The organism is Bacillus cereus G9842, assembly GCF_000021305.1.
In the GTDB taxonomy this organism is placed as follows: Bacteria; Bacillota; Bacilli; order Bacillales; family Bacillaceae_G; genus Bacillus_A; species Bacillus_A thuringiensis_S.
Genome location: NC_011772.1, coordinates 877,922 through 900,176, shown reverse-complemented (window position 1 = coordinate 900,176; position 22,255 = coordinate 877,922). Strand labels below are relative to the sequence as shown.

Here is a 22,255-nt window from a genome sequence, read left to right as displayed (position 1 = left end):
ATACGATATGAAAAACTCTACTAGGGTGTCTTTTACCCAATATTCAAAAGGTTACATGTGTTTGCTGACTAAAAATTATTTCCTTATAAAGGATAGAATCACAATAATTATGCATATAATTCCGCCTAAAAGCTTGTCCTATTTCAGTGATTTTGTCTAAAAAATTTTGCATATTTTTTTAACTGTGTTCCTTTAAAATTTCTCATTTCTCATGAGTCTGTTCAGTTTTTTAAAGTGTAACTTTGTTTAAAAAGCTTTGCAACAGAATTACTACCAGTAACACTCGTCATATAATTAATAATTTGTTGTATATATTCAATATTAATAATAGGCCATTGAATACCTAATAATTTTAGTGTTTTTTGAGTTTCAGTCGAATCAAGATTTATTGGTTTATAACAATTATCTTTTGGTTCTTCAAATGTCATGAGGTTTTGAATATCTTCCTGTTTCTTTTTATCTTTAGAAAGTTCTAAAATAAATTGTTGATACTCTGTTTCAGAAATTACTTTAATTGGATATCCCATTGAATTTAGTAATTTTACAAGTACATTTAAATTTAACGTAAGATGATTGTATATATGATTTACGCAATTTTTGCTATTTTCATGTATTTCATTTGAAGTTACAAACCCTGTGATAATTTTGCTGCAATAATCTACAGGTGTAAACTCAACTTCACTTGATAATAATACATCTGTCACGATACCATATTGTAATATAAATTTTAATTTGCTCATAAATGCATTTTCGGTGAAGTTATATTGATGTTGTCCATCAATATATCTATTTGTAAGATTTCCTACTCTATAAATAGTAGCATCTGTTCCCGTTAATATTGCCTTGAATATTTCATATTCCGCCAAAAATTTACTTTTCACATACACATTATCTTTGTAATTTTGTTTTACATAAAAATCGCTTTCTTTAAATATTGTTTCCGTTTCATTTAATACAAATTGTCCGGCTACACCAGTTGTAGATATATGATGTAAATCCTTAGTATCACCAACAAATGCAAGAAGTTCTTTTACCGCCTGGACATTTGCTCTTTCAAATTCACTATACTCGCCAAAATGTTTTGTTAAAGCTGCAGCATGAATAACAGTTGATATTTGTTGATGAAGCTCCTTATATAATTCGTTTTCTAATCCCATATTTTGTTTAGCTAAATCACCTTGTACAATAAAGATACGTTGATTTACTAAAGATTGATAGCTTACAAATTTATTTTTAAAATAAAATTTTAACATGTGTAATAAACGATTATTTGCCTCTTGTTTATTTTCCCCACGAACTAAACAATATATCTTACATTCTGTAGTGTCCAATAGTTGTTCTAGTAGGTGAATACCTAAGAATCCTGTAGCACCTGTTAAAAGTATTTTGCTATTATTACTAAATTCGTGTCTTTTTGTTTTCTTTAGCTTCTTTGGAGGAGTTGTCAATTTAATATCTAATGTATCTGAATGTGAATTTACTTTATATCCATATTGAATTTTTTTAGCTATATTATTAATTGTTTTTAATTCAAAGTAATCTTTAATAGTTACATTCCAACCTTCAGAAAATGTTTTTACTAAAGTACTCATAATTTTTAAAGAGTGCCCACCTAGATCAAAAAAATTATCATTTATCCCAATGACAGAGGAGTCAATCCCTAATACCTCTGACCAAATTTCTACCATTTTTTGCTCTACTCTATTCCGAGGTGCTATATATCCCTCGTTCGTTTGTATAATAGAGGCCCATGCAGGTAAAGCATCTTTATCTACCTTCCCATTAACAGTTAATGGCAATGATTCTATCTTGATAAAATGAGCCGGGACCATATAATTTGGAAGATGTACCCCTACATGTTTTCTCCACTCTTGTGTATCTCCTTCGCCCACAATATAGGCTACTAAGATGTTATCTCCAAATGAATCTTCTTGCGCTACCACAGTAACTTCTTTAATGTCTGGATGATTTCCTAATATTGTTTCAATTTCACCTAACTCAATTCGAAACCCTCTAATCTTAACTTGTTTATCAGCTCTTCCTATATATTCTATATTTCCATCAGGTAAATATTTAACTAAATCACCAGTCCGATATAATCTATCATTAGAGCTATTCTTGAATGGGTGTGGGATAAATGAGGCCTTTGTTAATTCAGGTTGATTCAAATATCCTCGTGCTAATGCGATACCTCCTATATAAAGTTCACCTACTGTTCCAATAGGGACAAGTTTTTTAGCTTCATTTAATACATACACCTCTACATTGGGAATAGATCGACCAATAGGTGGTGTCCCTTTGCCGCTATAAATGTCTATAGTAGCAACCGATGCTTCTGTTGGACCATATGCATTTATAAAGAGGTGATTTTTCACCCATCGTTTTGCCACTTGTTCACTACAGACTGAACCCGCAGAAATAACAGTTTGTAATTCCTCAAATTTAGATTCATCTAACAGATTTAGTACCGTAGGTGGTAAAAATGCATGCGTAATTTTTTTTTCTAGCAAAAACTGGGTAAGTGGCTCGACTGGCATAATATCTTGTTGACCACATACATATAAAGTTCCACCAGACACCAGAGTTGCGAAGATATCATATAGTGAAACATCAAATGCAATTGAAGAAAACTGAACTACCTTACTACCCGTATTTAATTTTGTAAAATTAATGCTGGCATTAATAAAATTACATAGACCTTTTTGTTCATAAAGGACACCCTTTGGATTTCCTGTGGATCCAGATGTATAAATTACATATGCCAAATTATCTGGTTTAACTTCAATTGTAGGATTTATATTTTTTTCTCTCGAAATATTCATTTCATGTTCTTTTATATCAATACAGTCTATTTCTTTAGGTATCCACTGTGTTAGATGACTTTGTGTCAGCAATACTTGTATGTTGGCATCTTTCAAGATATATTCAAGCCTCTTTGTTGGATATGCGGGATCTAGTGGGACATATGCGCCACCAGCTTTTATTATTCCTAATATACTTACAATCATCTCTAAAGAACGTTCTATATAAACCCCTACCATACTTTCAGGGCCTATGTTTCGTTTTTGTAGATAAAAAGCTAATTGATTTACTTTTTCATTTAATTCCTTATAAGTTAACTGTTGATCTTTATATACCAACGCAACAGAATCTGGATTCTGAATTACTTGCTGTTCAAATAACTCTTGAATCACCACATCTTTTTGATAATTGCCCTCTATGTTAGTCCATTCATGTAATAATTGCTTTTCTTCGTTCTTAGTGAGTATTCTTAGATTCTCAATAGGTTCCTCCGGAAATTGTAAAATTTCATCTAGCCAAATTTCAAAAGATTGAGCCATTCTTTTTATTGTAGAAACCTTAAATAAGTCTGTATTATATTCAAAATCCACTTGTAATCCTGTTGGTATCTCTTCCATTGCTATAGTTATATCAAACTTTGCACCATTCATATGTCTAGGGATTTTTTCTACGCTATGATCTAATAATTTTGGTAACTCTTTTAATTGATTGTGAAAAACAAACATTGTCTGAAATAATGGAGAATAACTCATATCACGTTCTGGTTGTATAGCTTCTATAACTTTTTCAAAAGGAACGTCCTGGTTTTCTTGTGCATCTAACATTTTTTTCTTTATTTGTTGGACCAATTCTTTAAATGTTATATTATTTGAGCAATCTGCACGATAGACTACAGTATTTGCAAAGAATCCAATAAGATCTTCAACTCCTGGATAATTCCTATTTGCAATCGGGCTGCCTACTAAAATATCTTTTTGATTGGTATAACGAGAAAGAAACCCTTGATAACTTGCTAATAATGTGGCGAATAATGTAACGCCTTCCTTAGAATTGAATACTTTTATTTTTTCTAACAATTTATTGGGTATGACAATTTGATACGTATCTCCATTATAGCTTTGTATTATTGGACGAGGATAATCCAATGGGAGTTCCAATATAGGAAGTAAACCGCGTAATTCTTTCCCCCAATATGCTATTTGTTTTTGTATAATATCTTCTGTTAACCAACTTTTTTGCCATTTTGTAAAATCAATATACTGAACAGGTAAAGGGGGAAGCTTTTCAGTTTCGTTTTCTAAAAATGCCTGATAAAAACTCATCCATTCATTGATAAAGGTATCTAATGACCAGCGATCAAAAATAATATGATGGATGGTACAAAGAAGTACTAACTCTTTATTGTCCATTATTATTAAATGAGTACGTAATAAAGGTCCTTGGCTTAAATCAAATGGCTTTTTAGCTTCTATTTTTGATATATTTTCTATTTTAGATGTTTTATCTTCAGGAGAAAGATAACGCAAATCAATTACTGATAAGGGAACTGTTATATCTTGTTGAACAATTTGCACTGGTTTTCCGTCAACTTCATGAAATACTGTCCGTAGAATTTCATGGCGATGTATTATTGCATTATATCCTTTTTTTAACATCTCAATGTTCCATTTTCCTTTTAAACGCCATGCAATCGGGACATTGTAAAGCGCACTATTTGTTACAATTTTATCCATTATCCATAAACGCTGTTGAGCGAAAGATAATGGTTCGTATTGTTCACGTTTAACTGATTGTAATGGTGTAAAAACATCGATCTCCCCCGTTTTTCCCAATAAAAATGTTAAACGTTTTGAGAAATGTTTAATGGTAGGGTATTCAAATATATCACGTATTTGTACTAGAATCGAAAAATCAACACCTAAACGTGAAGTTATTTTAGTTGCTAGGAGAGAGTGTCCACCTAACTCAAAAAAATTATCGTTTATTCCAATGGCAGAGGAGTCAATCCCTAATACCTCTGACCAAATTTCTACCATTTTTTGCTCTACTCTATTCCGAGGTGCTATATATCCCTCGTTCGTTTGTATAATAGAGGCCCATGCAGGTAAAGCATCTTTATCTACTTTCCCATTAACAGTTAATGGCAATGATTCTATCTTGATAAAATGAGCCGGGACCATATAATTTGGAAGATGTACCCCTACATGTTTTCTCCACTCTTGTGTATCTCCTTCGCCCACAATATAGGCTACTAAGATGTTATCTCCAAATGAATCTTCTTGCGCTACCACAGTAACTTCTTTAATGTCTGGATGATTTCCTAATATTGTTTCAATTTCACCTAACTCAATTCGAAACCCTCTAATCTTAACTTGTTTATCAGCTCTTCCTATATATTCTATATTTCCATCAGGTAAATATTTAACTAAATCACCAGTCCGATATAATCTATCATTAGAGCTATTCTTGAATGGGTGTGGGATAAATGAGGCCTTTGTTAATTCAGGTTGATTCAAATATCCTCGTGCTAATGCGATACCTCCTATATAAAGTTCACCTACTGTCCCAATAGGGACAAGTTTTTTAGCTTCATTTAATACATATACCTCTACATTGGGAATGGACCGACCAATAGGAGGTGCTCCATCTCCTTTGTATATTCCCGCAACGGTATAAACTGTAGTTTCTGTTGGACCATACGCATTAATAAAAAGGTGATTTTGCATCCATCGTTTTGCCACTTGTTCACTACAGGCTGATCCCGCAGAAATAACAACCTGTAAATCTTTAAATACAGATTCATCTAACAAATTAAGTACCGTAGGGGGTAAAAGTGCATGTGTAATTTTATTTTTTTGCAAGAACTGAGTAAGTGGTTCAACTGGCATAATATCGTGTTGACTACATACATATAAAGTTCCACCTGAAACTAGGCTAGTAAATATCTCAAATACTGAAGCATCAAATGATAATGAGGCAAATTGAATATTTCTACTGTCTGAATTCATTTTTGTTAAATTAATACTAGAAATAATAAAGTTACATAAGCTTTTTTGTTCAATTAATACCCCTTTGGGTTTTCCTGTAGATCCAGATGTATAGATTACATATGCCAAATTATCTGGTTTAACTTCAATTGTAGGATTTATATTTTTTTCTCTCGAAATATTCATTTCATGTTCTTTTATATTAATACAGTCTATTTCTTTAGGTATCCACTGTGTTGGATGGTTTTGGGTTAGCAATACTTGTATGTTGGCATCTTTCAAGATATATTCAAGCCTCTTTGTTGGATATGCGGGATCTAGTGGGACATATGCGCCACCAGCTTTTATTATTCCTAATATACTTACAATCATCTCTAAAGAACGTTCTATATAAACCCCTACCATACTTTCAGGGCCTATGTTTCGTTTTTGTAGATAAAAAGCTAATTGATTTACTTTTTCATTTAATTCCTTATAAGTTAACTGTTGATCTTTATATACCAACGCAACAGAATCTGGATTCTGAATTACTTGCTGTTCAAATAATTTTTGAACAGTGTGTTCTGGTCTGTTTGATAATTTAAGATTAGTATTCATTATATCACTCCTTGAATATTATATTTAACAGTACTCATAGCGGTCCCAACAACAAAGCGCGAATTTCATACGCTCAGGAATTATAAAGATTATAGCCTTAGCGTACAGAATCTATGAAATGTTGGTGCTACCCCATAAGGAAAACGTAAACAATCTCATTAGGCATATTAACTTTTAGGGGCAATGCCTTAATAAGTCAATTATATAACAAGTATTAACATTTGAAGATTTAAATTTTAAAAATTTAGTCAATTAAGAAAACAGAATGATTCTTTGTATTTGCATCCCTAAAAAAATCCCATCTGTTCATTTTGTACAAAAAACTTTAAATCAACATTGATATTATAATGAATTAGTTAAATTATAAATATAAGTAAATAGCGAAGAATATTGCATTCTTACTGAAAGATATATATATTTATCTAAAAATAATATATGCATTAAATATATACATATAGTTATACGCATCTATTAATAAATCCATCATCATCTTTTCTTTTTAAAGTGTTCCAAATATAAATTAATGTATAATTTATATATAACAAAGAAAAAAGTACCTACTCTTATAGGTACTTTTTTCTATTTTGATTAATTGTGCATCTAGTTACAATTGCGACTTCATTTATATTTGAACAAAGGTTAACTAAAATGAGTGGGTCTATAAAAGATTACTATTTAAATAATATAAAAATAGATTGTTCAAATTAAGAATTCTAAAGATCCTAGATTATGCCTAAACAGATAAGTAGCTAACCATCTCTACACTCGATACCACAGAAAGACTGCCAGTAATGGTGGTCTTTTTAAATTGGTGAGATTGTACTAGGTTGAGCAAAAAAATGGAACCGAAAAAGTTATTTCTAATGAGGATAGCCTTCTTATGATGAAGTTTAATTCAGTGGATCTGCAAGCAAACATAAAAGAAGGAAAAAATTACAATTTTACTTTACGTGGATATAGAGTACCTATACTTTCATGGTTTCCAAATTTAGATGGTGCCGAACCACAAAATTAGCACTATTCTTTAATAAAAAATCCTACTCATTTTTTACTGAGTAGGATTTTTTATTAAAGAGCTATTTCGTATTAATTTGTGCCATCATTTAATATGCTATTTTTAAATGATTTCCAAATTTGATAACTAATTATCTAAATTTCTAAATTCTATACAGCACTATCAATTAAACAATTATTAAATATATCTTCTATCTAAAACATCGTATTATCATTAGCTGCTTCACTTGGAATCTCTTGAATTACATCCCAGTGTTCGACAATCTTTCCATCCTTGATACGAAATATATCCACTATAGCAACTCCCTTATCTTGAGAATTAGTACGAGAATGTACATGAAGAGCAACCGTATCCCCTTCAGCTACTACACGTTTAATCTCTGCAGAGGAATTAGGATTTTTAACAAAATCCTCCTTAAAGAAATCCATGAAGGCTTTTCGTCCATCAGCAACAAAAGGATTATGTTGCTTATACTCTTCACCTACATATTTAGGGATAATATCGATATTATGTTTGTTAAAAACTTCATTATAGAAATCAACTACCATCTTTTTATTCTTTTCATTTTCTTTTACTTCTTTTGATACAGAAGCAACATTTTCGCTCTTAATTGAGTTCCCTTTGTTATTACCGGTGGAAGCTTGATATACCAAAGTCGAAACTACTCCTAAAATAAATACAGAAATAATTGTTATGATTAAACTTTTCTCTAATTTCATATATACCTACCTCTTCTACTTAAATAAGTTTTCTTCTATAAAAAGTTTGAAGAAGGAGAAACCTTCCCAAAAATGTAATGTCAGGGGTAATGTTAGGAATTTCATTTATCCTCCCCCTATACAAGGCATATTAGAAACGATTAACTCTAACTTAATACCTCATTAACAGTTGCACTGTCCACAATTTGTATAAACTTCTTAACCTTATCGTTCTCATCAAACTTATAAAGATGACAAAAATCTGCTACAAATGACTTCCCTGTAGCTTTATATGTTCCACTATATTTTCCATACACAATAACAGTATTGTTATTAAAAGCATAAATTTCATCTTTTGCACTATAGTTATCCCATTCCGTACCAAGACGTTCATGTACGTTCTTCACTACTTCATCTGGACCAATATAAGTACCCGCGTATGGAAACCCAGCAGCTTCTGTCCAAGATACATTTTCACTTAAATACGTTTTGAACGCATCCAATTTCCCTTCGCCAGTTAACACATACGTTTCATGTAATAGTTTTTGATATTTATTCATATCATTAACCCCAAGGCATTTCTTTTGTTACAACTTTTGCACTTAATTCTAATACACCTTTATTTGCATAGCCTGGATATGCTGCATCAAGTCTTGCTACAAAATCTTTTGAAGTTTTACTTTCCTCAGAAGCTTGAATCGCAGTTCTTAGATAATCCATTGTCGCAGTAAGTGCTTGATTATTTAAGGATTTTTCAATTGATCCATGGCTAGGTACAATGATGTCAGCATGTAATGCTTGTAACACTTTCAAGTTTTCAATCCAAGCCTCCATTGCCGCTTTTGAGCTAGTATCAGCTAAGAATACATGGATTTCGTTAAATACATCAATACCACCAATTAATACTTTCAGCTCTTTATTAAATAAGCTAGTTCTGTAATGATCTAAGCCTACTAGTTCAAATGTTAACCCCTGAAAATCAATTGTTTTTTCTTTAAACACTTGAGGTAATACCACGTTATTCGGTGCATTTTCTCCAAGGGCGTCTTTCCAAACTTTTAATTTCCCTAAGACAGAATGAACGATATGTTCAACAGTAGACTCTGTTGCATACGCTATAGCTTCTGGGTAAACGGCTTTAATGCTCTCTAATCCAAAGTAGTAGTCTGGATCCCCATGAATAATAAAGATTTTATCTAGAGATAAGTTGTTTTTTTTCAGATACTCAACAATTTCTTTCGAATCAGATTGAGTAAATTTTGAGTTTATTAAAAATGCATGTCCTGCTTTCTCAACTAATGTTGCCGTGACCATAAAGCTTTTTTCGTCCGAACTAAACACCGTTAATTTCACATCTTTTTGATTTGTATCGATTGTTTTAAACATAGTATGTTATTCTCCTTTTATTAAAGTTATTAACTAATCATCATATTTTTATCTTGTTCCGATAAAGTGAAACTTTAATCAGTGGGGGTTTTGTTCATCCCCCACTGATTATTAGTTGAACCAATCGGACTTTTACGGACAGTTGATCCCCCACCTAACTTCTTTGCTTCCACTGAATTTTGAGGTGGGGGTCTTACTGCCCGTTAAAGCGGGATAAAATCTCCCACTCCCATTTATCTGAAAGTGTAATAGTACTGGCGAATATTCCGGAGATGAATGTCAGGTGGCCTAAGATAACATGTTTGCTACTATATCCTAAATTTTCTTAATATAAATTTTTAAAACGCGCTTCAATTTTACCTGGCGTCATTACGCCACCACCAATAGGAATAATTTGATTATCCTTTTGTAAAAGTAATGAAGGATAGCTATTAACACCAAGCTGTCGAACTTTATTGAAATCATTTTGGACATCTAATATTGTTTCTTGAGCGTTTAAACGTTCTAATACTTGTTCAGGGTCCAAACCATGCTCGATTGCAATTTTGCGATATGTTTCAGGATCACTCAGACTTTGGCCCTCATAATAAAACGCTTTTTGCATAGCCGAAGTGAATTCTAATAAACGGTCTGGCGCTAATGAGCGTAAAGCTGAAAAACCAATTGCAGCATCTTTCGAATTCATTTTAAAAGTCCCTTCCTCCACCAATTTTTGATAGGAAGGACCAAATTCAGCACCTGTAAGTTGATTAATTCTTTTATTTCCCTCTTCTATATATGAGAAGTTTTTCATTGGTAAATTATCTAAAAATAACCCTCCACATAAAACTGTTAATGGCACTTCAGTGTGGTTTTTGTAAAATCCTTTAATACTTTCTGAAAAACCATAGCACCATCCACAATATGCATCCCATACGTAAATAAGGTTATCTTGTTTCGTCTCCATTTAAATCTCCTACCTTTTTTTTATTATCCAGCTCAACTAAATTTTTGGTTTATATAAGTACATCTTTTTATACCTTGTTCTTTTTTAGATACCTTACTATATTTCCCCAAAACTAATATTTCCAAAGAAAGATCCACCAAGGTTTTTAACAAAAGATAACGTTGCACCTTATTGCCCCGTAACAGAAAATACTAAAGCTTGGAATATGCATTGATTTGAATGTGTTAGTAACTTTCTACACCGGGTGGCAACGTATGGACCACCATCCTTAATTAAATATATAAATCATATTTTTAGCAGATATTAGTTGTAACTAAATTGATTACATCTTTATGTAACTATTTTAGTTACAACTAATATAGAAGTCAATTCTTTTTTTCGAAAACATTAAATTTCTACATTAAGTTACAACCAATCCCACTCTTTACAAAAATATATCAACGTTTATTCAATTATATCAATCGTAACTCCGAATATATCAACGTTTCGACACAACATATCGATTTACCGACAAATTTCGAGCGCGTTATCTCCTAAACTAACAACCAATCCCACACCACGTCCACCTACAAAGAAAAAAAGCACCAGGTCCCCCCTAGTGCTCTCCCCCTAAAACAAATGACAAGCCACCTCATGCCCCTTCGCAATCTCAACCATCTTCGGTACTTCCTGTGCGCATTTTTCAGTGGCGAATTTGCAGCGCGTTCTGAATTTGCAGCCGGATGGTGAGTTTAGTGGGCTTGGTACTTCTCCCTCTAGGATTATTCTTTCTTTCCCAGTGTTTGTTGGATCTGGTTCTGGCATAGATGAGAGTAGTGCTTGTGTGTATGGATGTGCCGGTTTTGTGTATAGGTCTTCGCTGTCGGCAATTTCTACTATGTTTCCTAAATACATGACTCCGATTCTATCTGAGATGTGCCTTACCATCGATAGGTCATGTGCGATGAATAAGTATGTGACTCCTGTTTCTTCTTGAATGTCTTGCAGCATGTTTACGACTTGTGCTTGGACTGAGACATCGAGTGCTGAGATTGGTTCGTCACATAATATAAAGTCTGGTTTTACAGATAGTGCGCGCGCGATGCTAATGCGCTGGCGCTGGCCTCCGCTAAATTCGTGCGGGTAGCGATATAAGTGTTCTTCTTTTAATCCTACCTTTTTCAGAAGGTCTAAAATGATTTCTTTTTGTTCTTCTTTTTCGTAAGATCCGTGAATGTTCATTGGCTCGCTAATAATTTGGAATACATTCATTGCCGGGTTTAATGATGCGTATGGATCTTGGAAAATGATTTGCATTCTTTTTCGATATTCTTTTAGTTCACTTTCCTTTAAACTTGCGATATCTTTTCCGTCAAATAAAACGTTACCTGAAGTGACATCATGTAAGCGAATGATACTTCTTCCTGTCGTTGATTTTCCGCAGCCAGATTCTCCTACTAACCCGAATGTTTCACCCTTTTTAATTGTGAAGCTTAGGTCATCGACTGCTTTTAATTGCTCTGTTTTTCTACCGAATAGTCCTTTTTTAATAGGAAAATACTTTTTTAAGTTCCGAACTTCAATTAAGTTTTCTTCATGCATGGAAATCACCTACCGCCCTATCATTTAACCAACACATAGAACGTCTTTCGTTTCCAATTTCAAAATATGGCGGACGTTCTTTTTCACAAATATCCATCGCATGCGGGCAACGCTCTGCGAATGGGCAACCTTGTGGCGAGTTTAATAAGTTTGGCGTTACACCTTGAATTGGCGCGAGTCTTTCTTTTACGCCGTTCGATATTTTCGGCAGAGAGTTTAATAACCCTTTCGTATATGGATGATTCGGCGATTGGAAAATATCAAGTACAGGTCCTTCTTCCATAATAAGCCCGCCATACATAACGATAACGCGTGTACAGTTTTGCGCGACTATTCCTAAGTCATGCGTAATAAGAAGCAACGCCATGTTCGTTTCGTTTTTTAAGTTTTTCATTAAATCTAGTATTTGTGCTTGTATCGTTACATCAAGTGCTGTCGTCGGTTCGTCCGCAATGAGAAGATCTGGGTTACAAGACATCGCCATTGCGATCATAACTCGCTGCTTCATACCGCCGCTTAGTTCATGCGGATATTGTTTTACCCTTTCTTCTGGTGAAGAAAGACCGACTTGTTTTAATAAGTTGACCGCGATGTGCTCTGCTTCTTTCTTTTTTACTTTTTGATGCCGTATAATTACTTCCGTCATTTGCTTTCCAATTTTCACGACTGGATTTAGCGCAGACATTGGATCTTGGGAGATAAGTGAAATTTGATTTCCTCTAATAGAACGCAATTCTTTTTCAGATTTAGAAAGGATGTTTTCATTACGAAAAAGGATTTCCCCTTCTTTCACTTTCCCTGGTGATGTAACGAGAGACATAACAGACTTCGCCATTACACTCTTCCCGCTTCCAGATTCCCCAACGATACCAACTACTTCTCCTTTATGTAAACGAAATGTAACGCCGCGAACTGCTTCTACTTCTCCGCTTTCTATGAAAAAAGAAGTCTTTAAATTATTCACTTCTAATAGTTTTTCAGACATGCTTCTCACTCCTTTCACATAACACTTTAGTTTTCATTTCCAGCTCCTTTTGGCGCGAAAGCTTTCTTCAATGCTTCACCAATTACGTTAAAACTAAGTACCGTTAAAAGGATAAGGAATCCTGGGAAGAGTGTTAAATACCAAGCTTCACCAATATATCCTTGCGCATTGTTTAGCATGCTGCCCCAAGAAGAATCTGGTTCTCTAATACCTAAACCTAAGAAACTAAGTGATGATTCCATTAAAATCGATGTCGCAATCGTTAATGTCGCGGCGATAATAATGGTTGATAAAATGTTAGGAATGATATGTCTTACAATAATCATAAGTGATTTTTGTCCTGATACTTTTGCGTATAAAACGTACTCACGCTCTTTTACAGATAACGTTTCTGCCCTTACAATACGGGCGGTGTCCATCCATGTTAGTAATCCGATAATAAGAACTAGCGTCGTAATTCCTGGTTTTAAATACGCATTTAATAGTAGCATTAAAAAGAATGATGGAATTGACATCAGTACTTCAACAACTCGCATTAAAAAGTTGTCTAACTTTCCGCCAAAATATCCGCTAATTGTTCCAACTGCAGTACCGATTGTAATAGAAACAACCATCGCAAGAAAACCGACCGCAAGTGAAACTCGTCCGCCATATAACGCTCTCGTTAAGTAATCCCTTCCGTAATCATCCGTTCCGAAAGGATGACTCATACTTGGTTCTTGTAAGCGATCTGGAATCGACATTTTGCTAGGATCGTACGGCGATACGAATGCGAAAATTGATGCGACCGTTAAAATCGCAAGTATAATAACTCCCATTGCAACAAACTTATTTTTCGTAAAGCTATGTTTTATCGTTTGAAATCTCCTATTATTCATTCCAAATCACCCCCTCATTCGAATGCGCGGATCTACTACGCCATATAAAATATCAGCAATTAAGTTACCGAGAATTAACATGAATGATGATAGTAATGTAATTGCCATGATAATCGGATAATCAAATCTAAAAATAGCATTTACCCCAAGTGAACCAAGACCCGGCCATGAAAATACTGTTTCCGTAATAAACGCTCCACCTACTAAACTTGGAATCGATAATCCGAAAATTGTAATGATCGGGATTAATACATTTCGAAGTACGTGATTAAATAACACTGTTTTCTTTGAAGCGCCGTACGCATATTGAATTTGTACATATTCTTCTTCTAATTGCTGAATCGTACTTGAACGAATATATCTCATATAAACAGATACGTTTTGGAACGCAAGCACCATGCAAGGTAAAATGCCGTGTTGCACAATATCCCAGACAGAATCTTTACCTACGGTGCGCATACCCATACTCGGAAGTAGGTTCAATTTTAAAGAGAATAAGTAGACTAATAGTAGTGCAAACCAGAAAACCGGCATAGAAATACCAACATATGAAATAAAGTTTACAATGCGGTCAAAGAATGAATTCTTTTTCACACCTGTAAACAGTCCAAGTGGTATTGCAATTACGAATGAGACGAGTAAAGATGATCCCATTAATCCAATTGTTGCAGGTAATCTTTCTGTGATAAGTTCCAAAACAGGACGATGATTTTGAAGTGAGTAACCAAAGTTTCCTGTTAAAATGTTTTTTAACCATAAAAAATACTGCACGTAAATTGGTTGATCTAGTCCTAAACTTTCGCGAATACGCTCCACATCAATTGGACTCATATTTGGCGTTACAAAGTTTCGAACCGGATCCCCCGGTGCTAGTTTTATTAATAGAAAAGAAATAATAGAAATAACAAATAAAAGCGGAATTGCATTTAAAAGCCTCTTCGCAATTACTTTATACACAAACTTCCCCCCTCAAGCTAAAGAAGCTGATTTCCACCAGCTTCTTTATTGTTTCTTATTTCACTTCATAAATCTTAGATAGATCTTCAAACATTGTGACAGGAATTGCTTTCGCTTCTTTTAATCCATCAAACTTTTTATCTACTGCAATAACTGCTTTCGGATACGCGATTGGTAGATAAGGTACGTCTTCTCTAGCTGTCTCTTGAATTTTATGGTATAGCTCTGCGCGTTTTGTTTTATCTGTCTCAACTGCAGCTTCTTCCCATAACTTATCGAAATCAGCGTTTTTATATCGTGCATAATTGTATTCAGCATTGCTTAAGAATAAGCTCTTATATGAATCTGGCTCAGGTCCCATTATGTAACCACCAAATGTAATGTCATATTCTTTATTCTCTTTATCTAAGCCTTTTTCACTTGCCGCACTAGCATCTAATGCATTTAGTTCAACTTCTAAGCCAACTTCTTTTAATTTTTGTTGTGTATATAACGCTAAGCTTTCCATAATTTTATTATTCGTTACATACATCACACGTACTTTTTCCTTATCTTTCACGCCAGCTTTTGCTAATAAATCTTTTGCTTCTTTTTTATCATACTTATAGTCTTTAATATCTTTCGCATAATACATAGCGTCTGGCGTTAAGATTGAATTTGCTGGTTCTGCAAATTCACCCGAAACGAATGCTGAGTTAATCATTTCTTTCTTATCTAACGCATGTGCAATTGCTTGGCGCACTTCTTTTTTCTTCATAAGATCAGTATTCATGTTATAAGATAAGTAGAATAATCTACCTTCAGGGAATGTCACCATTGAGAAGTTCCCAGTGCTATCTAGTTTCTTAAAGTCTTGCGGCTCAATCATCTTCATGTTGATTTGACCATTTTGCAGTGAAACATTTGCTGTATTACGGTCTTTTACAACGCGGTATACGATAGAGTCTAATTTAGCTTTCCCACCTACATAATCATCAAATCGATCTAATGCAACGTACTCATCTGATTTATACTCTTTAAACTTAAACGGCCCTGATCCTACAGGCTGTAAGTTTTTCTTACTCTTCGCTAAATCTGCTTCCCCTTCAAATACATGTTTCGGAATTGGGAAGAAATCATTCATCACACCTTCAAAAGATGCGCTTACTTGTGGTAAAACGAATTGAGTTGTTAACTCATCTACCTTTTTCACCTCAAGCGGCTTTCCTTTAAAAATAAAGTTTTCACGACTTGAGCTATTTTGCTTCTCATCCAAAATAGATTGGAATGTAAATGCTATATCGTCTGATGTAATTTTCTTACCATCATGCCATTTCAAATTATCTTTTAATTTCAATGTCCACGTTAATTGATCTTCTGAAGGCGTAAAGCTCTCAGCAAGAACAAACTTTTTCTTACCGTCTTCCATATGATATAGCGGCGCATATAAAGCTTGCTGCACAGTTAATGACACACGATCATTCGCATAAAGCGGATTCATCGTATCTGGGTTATCGCTAACACCAATCGTTAACATTCCTCCATCTTTCGGAGTCCCTGATTTACTAGTGCCCGCTTGCTTCGAAGAATCTTTTTCCCCAGAACAAGCCGCTAATGCAATAAGTAGTATTAGAACAAATGGTAATGCAAATAACTTCTGTTTCATCTTTCGGCCCCCTCGAACTGTTTATACCCATAAGAAAACTCGGAATTAATCCCGAGTTTTCTTATAAGTTTTAAATTACCACTACCTGTATGTAAAGTCAAACTTTTTTGTAAATGTGGAAAGTTTGCAATCTACTAATACATTCTTGCCATAAAATATATTTATAAGGATGATAAAATAAAAAGACCACCAAAAGGCAGTCTCAAAACTCAATCTTACTCCCTACTCCTTGCTCCACCGCTCTCTCATACAAATACTTCGCAACGATAATATCCACTACTGCCAAACCAACTGATTTGAAAATAGTAATCTCTTCATCGCTTTCGCGGCCTGCTTTTTCCTCGCTTATAATTTGACCAAGTTCAGCGTGAATGGCGTTCGCTTTGAATAGACCTTCTTTTATCGGAACTTGGAGATCGCCTGTTTCGTCTAGTGCTGCTTCTTTTGATTCGACTACTACTTTGTTTGCGCTTGTGATGGCGTGAGATGGTAGTTCTTGCATGCTCGGTCTGAATGAGCCGACGGCGTTTACGTGGACGCCTTTTTGTAGTGTTTCTGAGAAGACTGGTGTGGATGCGTTCGTAGTTGTGACGATGATGTCTGCTTCGCTTATTGCTTCATTTGGATCTCTATAAACGTATGCTGGTTTACCTAATTTCTCTTGTATATATTGCGCAAATGCATACGCTTTTTCTTCTGTTCGATTGTATAAAATGACCTTTTCGATATCTCTAACTGCAAATATTGCTTCGGCAATCCCCTTTGCTTGTTCACCCGTGCCGATAATGCATAAAGTTTTTGCGTTATGACGAGCTAAATATTTTGTCGCTACTCCTGATAAGGCACCTGTTCGAATCATCGTTAAGTACGATCCTTCTAGAAGTGCGAGTGGTTCTCCCGTTTGAAAGTCTGATAGCATCACAATCCCATTGATTGTTTTCTTTCCTATCTGTTTATTTTGCGGGACTACCGTTACTATTTTTACTCCAAGTGCCTCAAGCCTTTCCGCTACTGAAGGCATAATTAATGCCGTATTTTTCTCGTTCGCAAATGGTAATGACCCCCTTATTGGTGTAATCGTTCTTTCTGCGGAAAATTCTTTTAAAGCAAGTGCCGCGTATTCAATAACTTCATTCATATTTACTAAGTTTCTTTGTTCGTTCGCGCTTATGACTAGCATATTTGTTCACCTCCTCCTCTTATCCCGTATTAACGGGCAGTAAGACTCCCATCTAAAAATTCGGTTGGACAAAGAAGTTACACGGGAGATCAACTGCCCGTAAAAACCCGATTGGTTCAACTAATAATCAGTGGGGAACCCCTCCACTGATTAAAGTTTCACTTTATCCTAACAAAAATCCTCGGTTCAAATCATCTCTCGGATCTACAACGAACTGATGAAACCCTGTAATAAATGCATGCCCCGTTACTTTCGGAACGACAGCTTTATATGTATCTACTAGGGTTACCGACAATACTTCTCCCTCGAATTTCCCATCAGTAATGCATTCGTGGACGAACATTTCTCCCTTTTGTAAGGCATCTTTTTCAAAAAGAGTTGCGATTCTCGCTGAAGTTCCTGTACCGCAAGGAGAACGGTCTACTTGCCCATCAGCAAAAATCGTCACATTTCGTAGCGTAGCGCCTTTTTCTTTCGGTTCATCTGAAAATATAACGCCGTATATTCCTTTCAAACCTTCTTCAAGTGGATGTTTCACTTCCATTTTACTCTCTATATAATGTTTAATTTTATTGCCCCACGTTTGAATAGCAGGCAAGTCTTTAAAATCAACTTTCAAACCAAATTCTTTACAATCTACAACAGCGTAAAATGCTCCTCCAAACGCAATATCTACTTGAAATTCATAGTTATCTATTTTAATAGGAACGTCTTTTTTGTATACAAATGAAGGAACATTTTCAAATGATACAGATTCTACTTCACTCCCGTTATATTTTGCATACGCAACAACTTCTCCGGCCGGGCTATCAATAATGAACTTTTGTTTTTCACCCTTTACTTCAAACATGCCTGTTTCAATTCCAACTGTAATGACAGCAATAATGCCATGACCACACATCGTACTCCATCCTTCATTGTGCATAAATAACACGCCAAAATCAGCATGAGCACTTGCTGGCGGTGTAATGATACAACCGTACATTCCGTGATGCCCTCTCGGTTCATACATCAGAACTTCACGAAGGTAATCCAAATGTTTCATACAGTATGCGCGTCTTTCCAACTGCGTTTCCCCTTTTATTTCTGGCACTCCGCCCGTAATAATTCGAAGCGGTTCCCCAGCTACGTGTGCATCAATCGTTGTATATATTTTACTAACCTTCATTTCTATCTCTCCCCTATACGTTGATACTATTTCCAACGCAAGTATCATGCCAAATCGTATAGCATTCCTTTTTTCAAATCCCCTGGACAATGTGTATTCTTTTTTCAACAAATTCATATACAACTGTCTACTTTTTTATACACGGCTTGGACGTTACGCTATAAAACACCTCGATAACTTTGCAATTTCACTGGTACACACATGTAGGATTCCTTTTATCATTATTATTTTCAATGTAAAGTTACTTCGCTCCCAAACATATACTGTTCAAAAGCAAAAAGGAAGTGATCCAATGTACTACGGAACAAAAGGCTGGTACGTAGCTGAACTAAAAAAATTAGGCGTACGCTATCATGAAGGACGAAAACTAGAAAGTTACCGCGGGCACATATTACGCAATTTATTAATTGCACAACAAGAGAAATTAAAAGAACAGTAATAGATTCTTCTATCACAATATCAACTTATCGCCGCCTACAAACTGCCAATCAATCACACATTAAACTACACTAAAAAGGTCACCCAAACGGGTGACCTTCCTTTCTTATTCACAAACAAGAATTTGTCTAGTAAATGACCCTTTTCTTGTAATACAGCGATCTGTAATTTCAAATCCTGCTTCATGGATCATGTCATCCATTGTCTCCATCGTTACAACGACTACTTTTTTAGCAATGCGGCGCGCACTTGAAAGAATGGAGAGCTGGTCTTCTGGTGTGGCATGCGTAAATAAGTCATACGGCATATCGATAATTGCAACGTCGTAGTTCTCAGTAATTTCTTCAATTGGTCCTTTTGTTACTGTTCCTTCAAATCCAAAATGTGCGATGTTTTTTCTCGTTCCAAGAACTACAAGTGGATTAATATCTCTACCAACGATATTAATCCCCATAGAAAGTGCTTCTACTACTACTGTTCCAATACCGCAGCACGGGTCAATTGCTCGTACTCCCTCTGGATTTGGTACAGCGATATTTGCAACTGATCTCGCAACACGTGTGCTAAGTGATGTCGAATAGCTATGCGGTTTTTTTATGTGATGATACCAAACTGGTTCGCTTTCTACATAGTGCCCGAAGTACCAGCGTCCTCCAAGAGGAACAATCCCGAATACACGCTCTGGATTACGAACATCCGCTTCTCCTTCGATATGCATGCCAAGGTCTCGTTCAATAAGACGTCTTTCTCCATATTCAATTTTATTCTCCCCAACGAGGTCATTGATTTTAACGAAAATAACTTTAAATGTCGCTCCCGCCAAATCAATTTGTTCCACTTGTTTTAAAATGCTTTCTAAGTCGTCCCCTTCATACATAACCTCAACGCGCTCTTTCATAAACGCACTTCTACTCGGGTCAATTTTGACATCACTTTTTAAAATATTAACGTGGGACTCCATTCCAAAGAACGAGCGCATTTCCAAGTAACATAAAGCACGCTCCTCCTCACGAAATGCATACGTATATATACAGGCAGGTGTTTTACTATGATTATTCAATCTATTATCATCCTCTATCGTTTAAAATTGTTATGATTACAATTACTCAAATACTTTTTTATATATAAAATTAAATGATATCATATGCCGGAAATAAAGAGAAACGTTAATAAATAAAAGAGACTGCCAATGGCAATCTCTTATTATTAATTAACGGAAAGAAGACACGTTGTTACCCATTTCTTCATAGTAATCTAAAATACCTTGATAAATAGCTTCCGCTGCATTTTGTCTTTGCGCTGGTGTAGCTATTTTATCTGCATCACTTTTATTATCTACAAATGCTAATTCTGCTAATACAGCTGGCATTGTATTTTCTCTAATTACGTATAAATCGCCTTTTTTCACACCACGATCTTTTGTTCCCAGTGCATCTACAAGACGCTCTTGAATTTTTTCTGCTAGTAAACGACTTTCTGATACGTTAGGATTTGTTCCTCTTGCTGTCGCTGATTCATAATAGAACGTTTCTGTACCTTGTCCATTTTTCTCTTCCGTGCCATTACCATGAATACTTACAAAAATATCCCCATTATTTTTTTGAGCAAATTCTACACGTTTCTTTAAAGAATCAGAAGCACTTGTTCCTGGACGTGTATCATCTGTACGAGTGAATAACACAGTAAATGGTGTCTTTTTCTCAAATATCTTCTGTAATCGTAGTGATACATCTAATACAGTTTCACTTTCTTTCTCATAATAACCTGGATTACCTGAATCAACTCCGCCATGACCTGGATCAATGATAATAGCTTTTCCTTCTAAGAAGTTACCTTGCTTCACTGGATTTAATTGATTTTTATTAACCCATTGGAAACCAGCGCCCATGCGGATACGAATCCAGCTGCCGTTCTCTTCAATAACAGTTACTTGTTGTGCGTTATGTGTTCCCATTACTTTTGAAGAAGAAGAAGCTTCTGCATAAGTAGTGAATCCTTCATTAATAACTTCTGTTTTCTCTACTAAAGGTGTCCATTTATCACCTTTACTTGTTGCAATTTTGATCCATCCATCTCGTTCTTCTTTAATTTCAACCATTTGTGGATTATGCTGATTTGCACTAATCCCAGAACTTAATGATGGTGCGTGATATGTAATGAATTTTCTATCTATGTACATTTTCTTTGTTTCTACTGGACGATCACTATTCTTGCTAAATTTATCTGTTTGCGCAGTAAGCTGAGCTGCTTGTTCACGCGTAATAGAATCATTCGGTTTCCAGCCATTCTCTGTACCTAAAGAAAGTTTTAATTCTACTAAAATATTAACTTCTTCTTTACCCCAATGATTCTCTAAATCAGCGAATTTTGTAGGAACTGGTCCTGTTACTTTGCTCTTCAGATTATATGCTCTTACAAGCATAGCTGCCATTTCAGCACGAGTTACTTTTCCTTCAGGATCAAATACTCCTGGTTCTCGCCCTTTAATAATATTCTCTTTTTCCATGGCTGCAATAAATGAAGCTGCCCAACTATTTTTTGCATCATTATAAGACGGCTTTGCATTTGGATCTACTTTAGCCCCAATTGCTGTTGCGATAATCTTTGCTGCCTGGGCACGTGTTAAATTTCCGTATGGCATAAAGTTACCATCTGGCATACCGTTAATTACATTTCTCTCTACTAAATAATAAATTGCGTCTTTCGACCACGCACTATCTGAAACATCAGGAAATTTCTTCGTTTCTGCTAAACTACTAATTGGATGTGCTAGTAAATTTGCTGCTAATAAACCTGCGGCTATTGCTTTGTACTTCATGAAAAATAAATCTCCTCTCAAAACTTCATATTCATACAATTTTTTTAATCAAGCTAACTAAAACATATTAACTATTAATTAATTCCTTTCATAGTGTATAACATTATATATCTATAGTAAACACGTTTCCGGCCGTATAACAAAAATCGCATATATATAACTTATAATGAATGT

The 22,255-nt window shown here is 34.9% G+C and carries 15 protein-coding genes; 1 reads left to right on the top strand and 14 read right to left on the bottom strand.

The features are described 5' to 3' along the window. Positions 1–221: 221 nt before the first annotated feature. The 12 genes from BCG9842_RS04470 to BCG9842_RS04415 all read right to left on the bottom strand — a co-directional run bounded on the left by BCG9842_RS04470 (position 222) and on the right by BCG9842_RS04415 (position 18,825). Positions 222–6,386, bottom strand: a complete 6,165-nt coding sequence (locus BCG9842_RS04470) for a non-ribosomal peptide synthetase (RefSeq protein WP_012614749.1) — start codon at positions 6,384–6,386, stop codon at positions 222–224. Positions 6,387–7,595: 1,209 nt separating this feature from the next. After that, positions 7,596–8,120: a nuclear transport factor 2 family protein gene (locus BCG9842_RS04465; RefSeq protein ID WP_000764209.1), complete on the bottom strand. Its 525-nt coding sequence runs from the start codon at positions 8,118–8,120 to the stop codon at positions 7,596–7,598. A 146-nt stretch (positions 8,121–8,266) separates the two neighbouring features. Then, positions 8,267–8,659 (bottom strand): nuclear transport factor 2 family protein, encoded by a 393-nt coding sequence (locus BCG9842_RS04460; protein ID WP_001046370.1) that lies wholly within the window; start codon positions 8,657–8,659, stop codon positions 8,267–8,269. 4 nt (positions 8,660–8,663) lie between these two features. After that, the gene (locus tag BCG9842_RS04455) at positions 8,664–9,485 is read right to left on the bottom strand and encodes a hypothetical protein (protein ID WP_000477270.1); all 822 of its coding nucleotides are present in this window, start codon (positions 9,483–9,485) and stop codon (positions 8,664–8,666) included. Positions 9,486–9,810: 325 nt separating this feature from the next. After that, positions 9,811–10,431, bottom strand: a complete 621-nt coding sequence (locus BCG9842_RS04450; protein WP_000448624.1) for a DsbA family protein — start codon at positions 10,429–10,431, stop codon at positions 9,811–9,813. A gap of 609 nt (positions 10,432–11,040) precedes the next feature. Further along, entirely contained in the window at positions 11,041–12,012 is a 972-nt protein-coding gene (locus BCG9842_RS04445) for an ABC transporter ATP-binding protein (protein WP_000544135.1), read from the bottom strand. Beyond that, positions 12,005–12,997 carry an ABC transporter ATP-binding protein gene (locus BCG9842_RS04440; protein WP_001291182.1) on the bottom strand — a complete coding sequence of 331 codons (993 nt, stop codon included), beginning with the start codon at positions 12,995–12,997 and terminating at the stop codon, positions 12,005–12,007. The genes BCG9842_RS04445 and BCG9842_RS04440 overlap by 8 nt, the downstream gene beginning before the upstream one ends. A 26-nt stretch (positions 12,998–13,023) precedes the next feature. Next, positions 13,024–13,875 carry an ABC transporter permease gene (locus BCG9842_RS04435; RefSeq protein ID WP_001065279.1) on the bottom strand — a complete coding sequence of 284 codons (852 nt, stop codon included), beginning with the start codon at positions 13,873–13,875 and terminating at the stop codon, positions 13,024–13,026. A 6-nt stretch (positions 13,876–13,881) separates the two neighbouring features. Further along, the gene (locus BCG9842_RS04430; RefSeq protein WP_000278756.1) at positions 13,882–14,832 is read right to left on the bottom strand and encodes an ABC transporter permease; all 951 of its coding nucleotides are present in this window, start codon (positions 14,830–14,832) and stop codon (positions 13,882–13,884) included. A gap of 55 nt (positions 14,833–14,887) precedes the next feature. Further along, complete coding sequence (locus BCG9842_RS04425; RefSeq protein ID WP_000810661.1) at positions 14,888–16,477, bottom strand: ABC transporter substrate-binding protein; 1,590 nt, start codon at positions 16,475–16,477, stop codon at positions 14,888–14,890. Positions 16,478–16,679: 202 nt separating this feature from the next. Continuing rightward, positions 16,680–17,657, bottom strand: coding sequence for an ornithine cyclodeaminase family protein (locus BCG9842_RS04420; RefSeq protein WP_000960312.1), 978 nt, complete (start codon positions 17,655–17,657; stop codon positions 16,680–16,682). Positions 17,658–17,820: 163 nt separating this feature from the next. After that, the gene (locus tag BCG9842_RS04415; protein ID WP_000868688.1) at positions 17,821–18,825 is read right to left on the bottom strand and encodes a proline racemase family protein; all 1,005 of its coding nucleotides are present in this window, start codon (positions 18,823–18,825) and stop codon (positions 17,821–17,823) included. A 208-nt stretch (positions 18,826–19,033) separates the two neighbouring features. Between BCG9842_RS04415 and BCG9842_RS30910 the strand changes: the two genes are divergently transcribed. Further along, a complete protein-coding gene (locus BCG9842_RS30910; RefSeq protein ID WP_074790672.1) occupies positions 19,034–19,264 on the top strand; it encodes a YflJ family protein in 231 nt (76 codons plus the stop codon). A gap of 105 nt (positions 19,265–19,369) precedes the next feature. Here the strand turns inward: BCG9842_RS30910 and BCG9842_RS04405 are convergent, their stop codons facing one another. After that, a complete protein-coding gene (locus BCG9842_RS04405; protein ID WP_001059321.1) occupies positions 19,370–20,323 on the bottom strand; it encodes a TRM11 family SAM-dependent methyltransferase in 954 nt (317 codons plus the stop codon). 150 nt (positions 20,324–20,473) lie between these two features. Continuing rightward, positions 20,474–22,081: an N-acetylmuramoyl-L-alanine amidase gene (locus BCG9842_RS04400; RefSeq protein WP_000875336.1), complete on the bottom strand. Its 1,608-nt coding sequence runs from the start codon at positions 22,079–22,081 to the stop codon at positions 20,474–20,476. Positions 22,082–22,255: the final 174 nt, after the last annotated feature.

What these genes read in the sequence shown, in the direction of transcription:
- BCG9842_RS04470 (WP_012614749.1), bottom strand. Translation starts at nt 6,386, where the DNA reads ATGAATACTAATCTTAAATTATCAAACAGACCAGAACACACTGTTCAA.
- BCG9842_RS04465 (WP_000764209.1), bottom strand. Translation starts at nt 8,120, where the DNA reads ATGAAATTAGAGAAAAGTTTAATCATAACAATTATTTCTGTATTTATT.
- BCG9842_RS04460 (WP_001046370.1), bottom strand. Translation starts at nt 8,659, where the DNA reads ATGAATAAATATCAAAAACTATTACATGAAACGTATGTGTTAACTGGC.
- BCG9842_RS04455 (WP_000477270.1), bottom strand. Translation starts at nt 9,485, where the DNA reads ATGTTTAAAACAATCGATACAAATCAAAAAGATGTGAAATTAACGGTG.
- BCG9842_RS04450 (WP_000448624.1), bottom strand. Translation starts at nt 10,431, where the DNA reads ATGGAGACGAAACAAGATAACCTTATTTACGTATGGGATGCATATTGT.
- BCG9842_RS04445 (WP_000544135.1), bottom strand. Translation starts at nt 12,012, where the DNA reads ATGCATGAAGAAAACTTAATTGAAGTTCGGAACTTAAAAAAGTATTTT.
- BCG9842_RS04440 (WP_001291182.1), bottom strand. Translation starts at nt 12,997, where the DNA reads ATGTCTGAAAAACTATTAGAAGTGAATAATTTAAAGACTTCTTTTTTC.
- BCG9842_RS04435 (WP_001065279.1), bottom strand. Translation starts at nt 13,875, where the DNA reads ATGAATAATAGGAGATTTCAAACGATAAAACATAGCTTTACGAAAAAT.
- BCG9842_RS04425 (WP_000810661.1), bottom strand. Translation starts at nt 16,477, where the DNA reads ATGAAACAGAAGTTATTTGCATTACCATTTGTTCTAATACTACTTATT.
- BCG9842_RS04420 (WP_000960312.1), bottom strand. Translation starts at nt 17,657, where the DNA reads ATGCTAGTCATAAGCGCGAACGAACAAAGAAACTTAGTAAATATGAAT.
- BCG9842_RS04415 (WP_000868688.1), bottom strand. Translation starts at nt 18,825, where the DNA reads ATGAAGGTTAGTAAAATATATACAACGATTGATGCACACGTAGCTGGG.
- BCG9842_RS04400 (WP_000875336.1), bottom strand. Translation starts at nt 22,081, where the DNA reads ATGAAGTACAAAGCAATAGCCGCAGGTTTATTAGCAGCAAATTTACTA.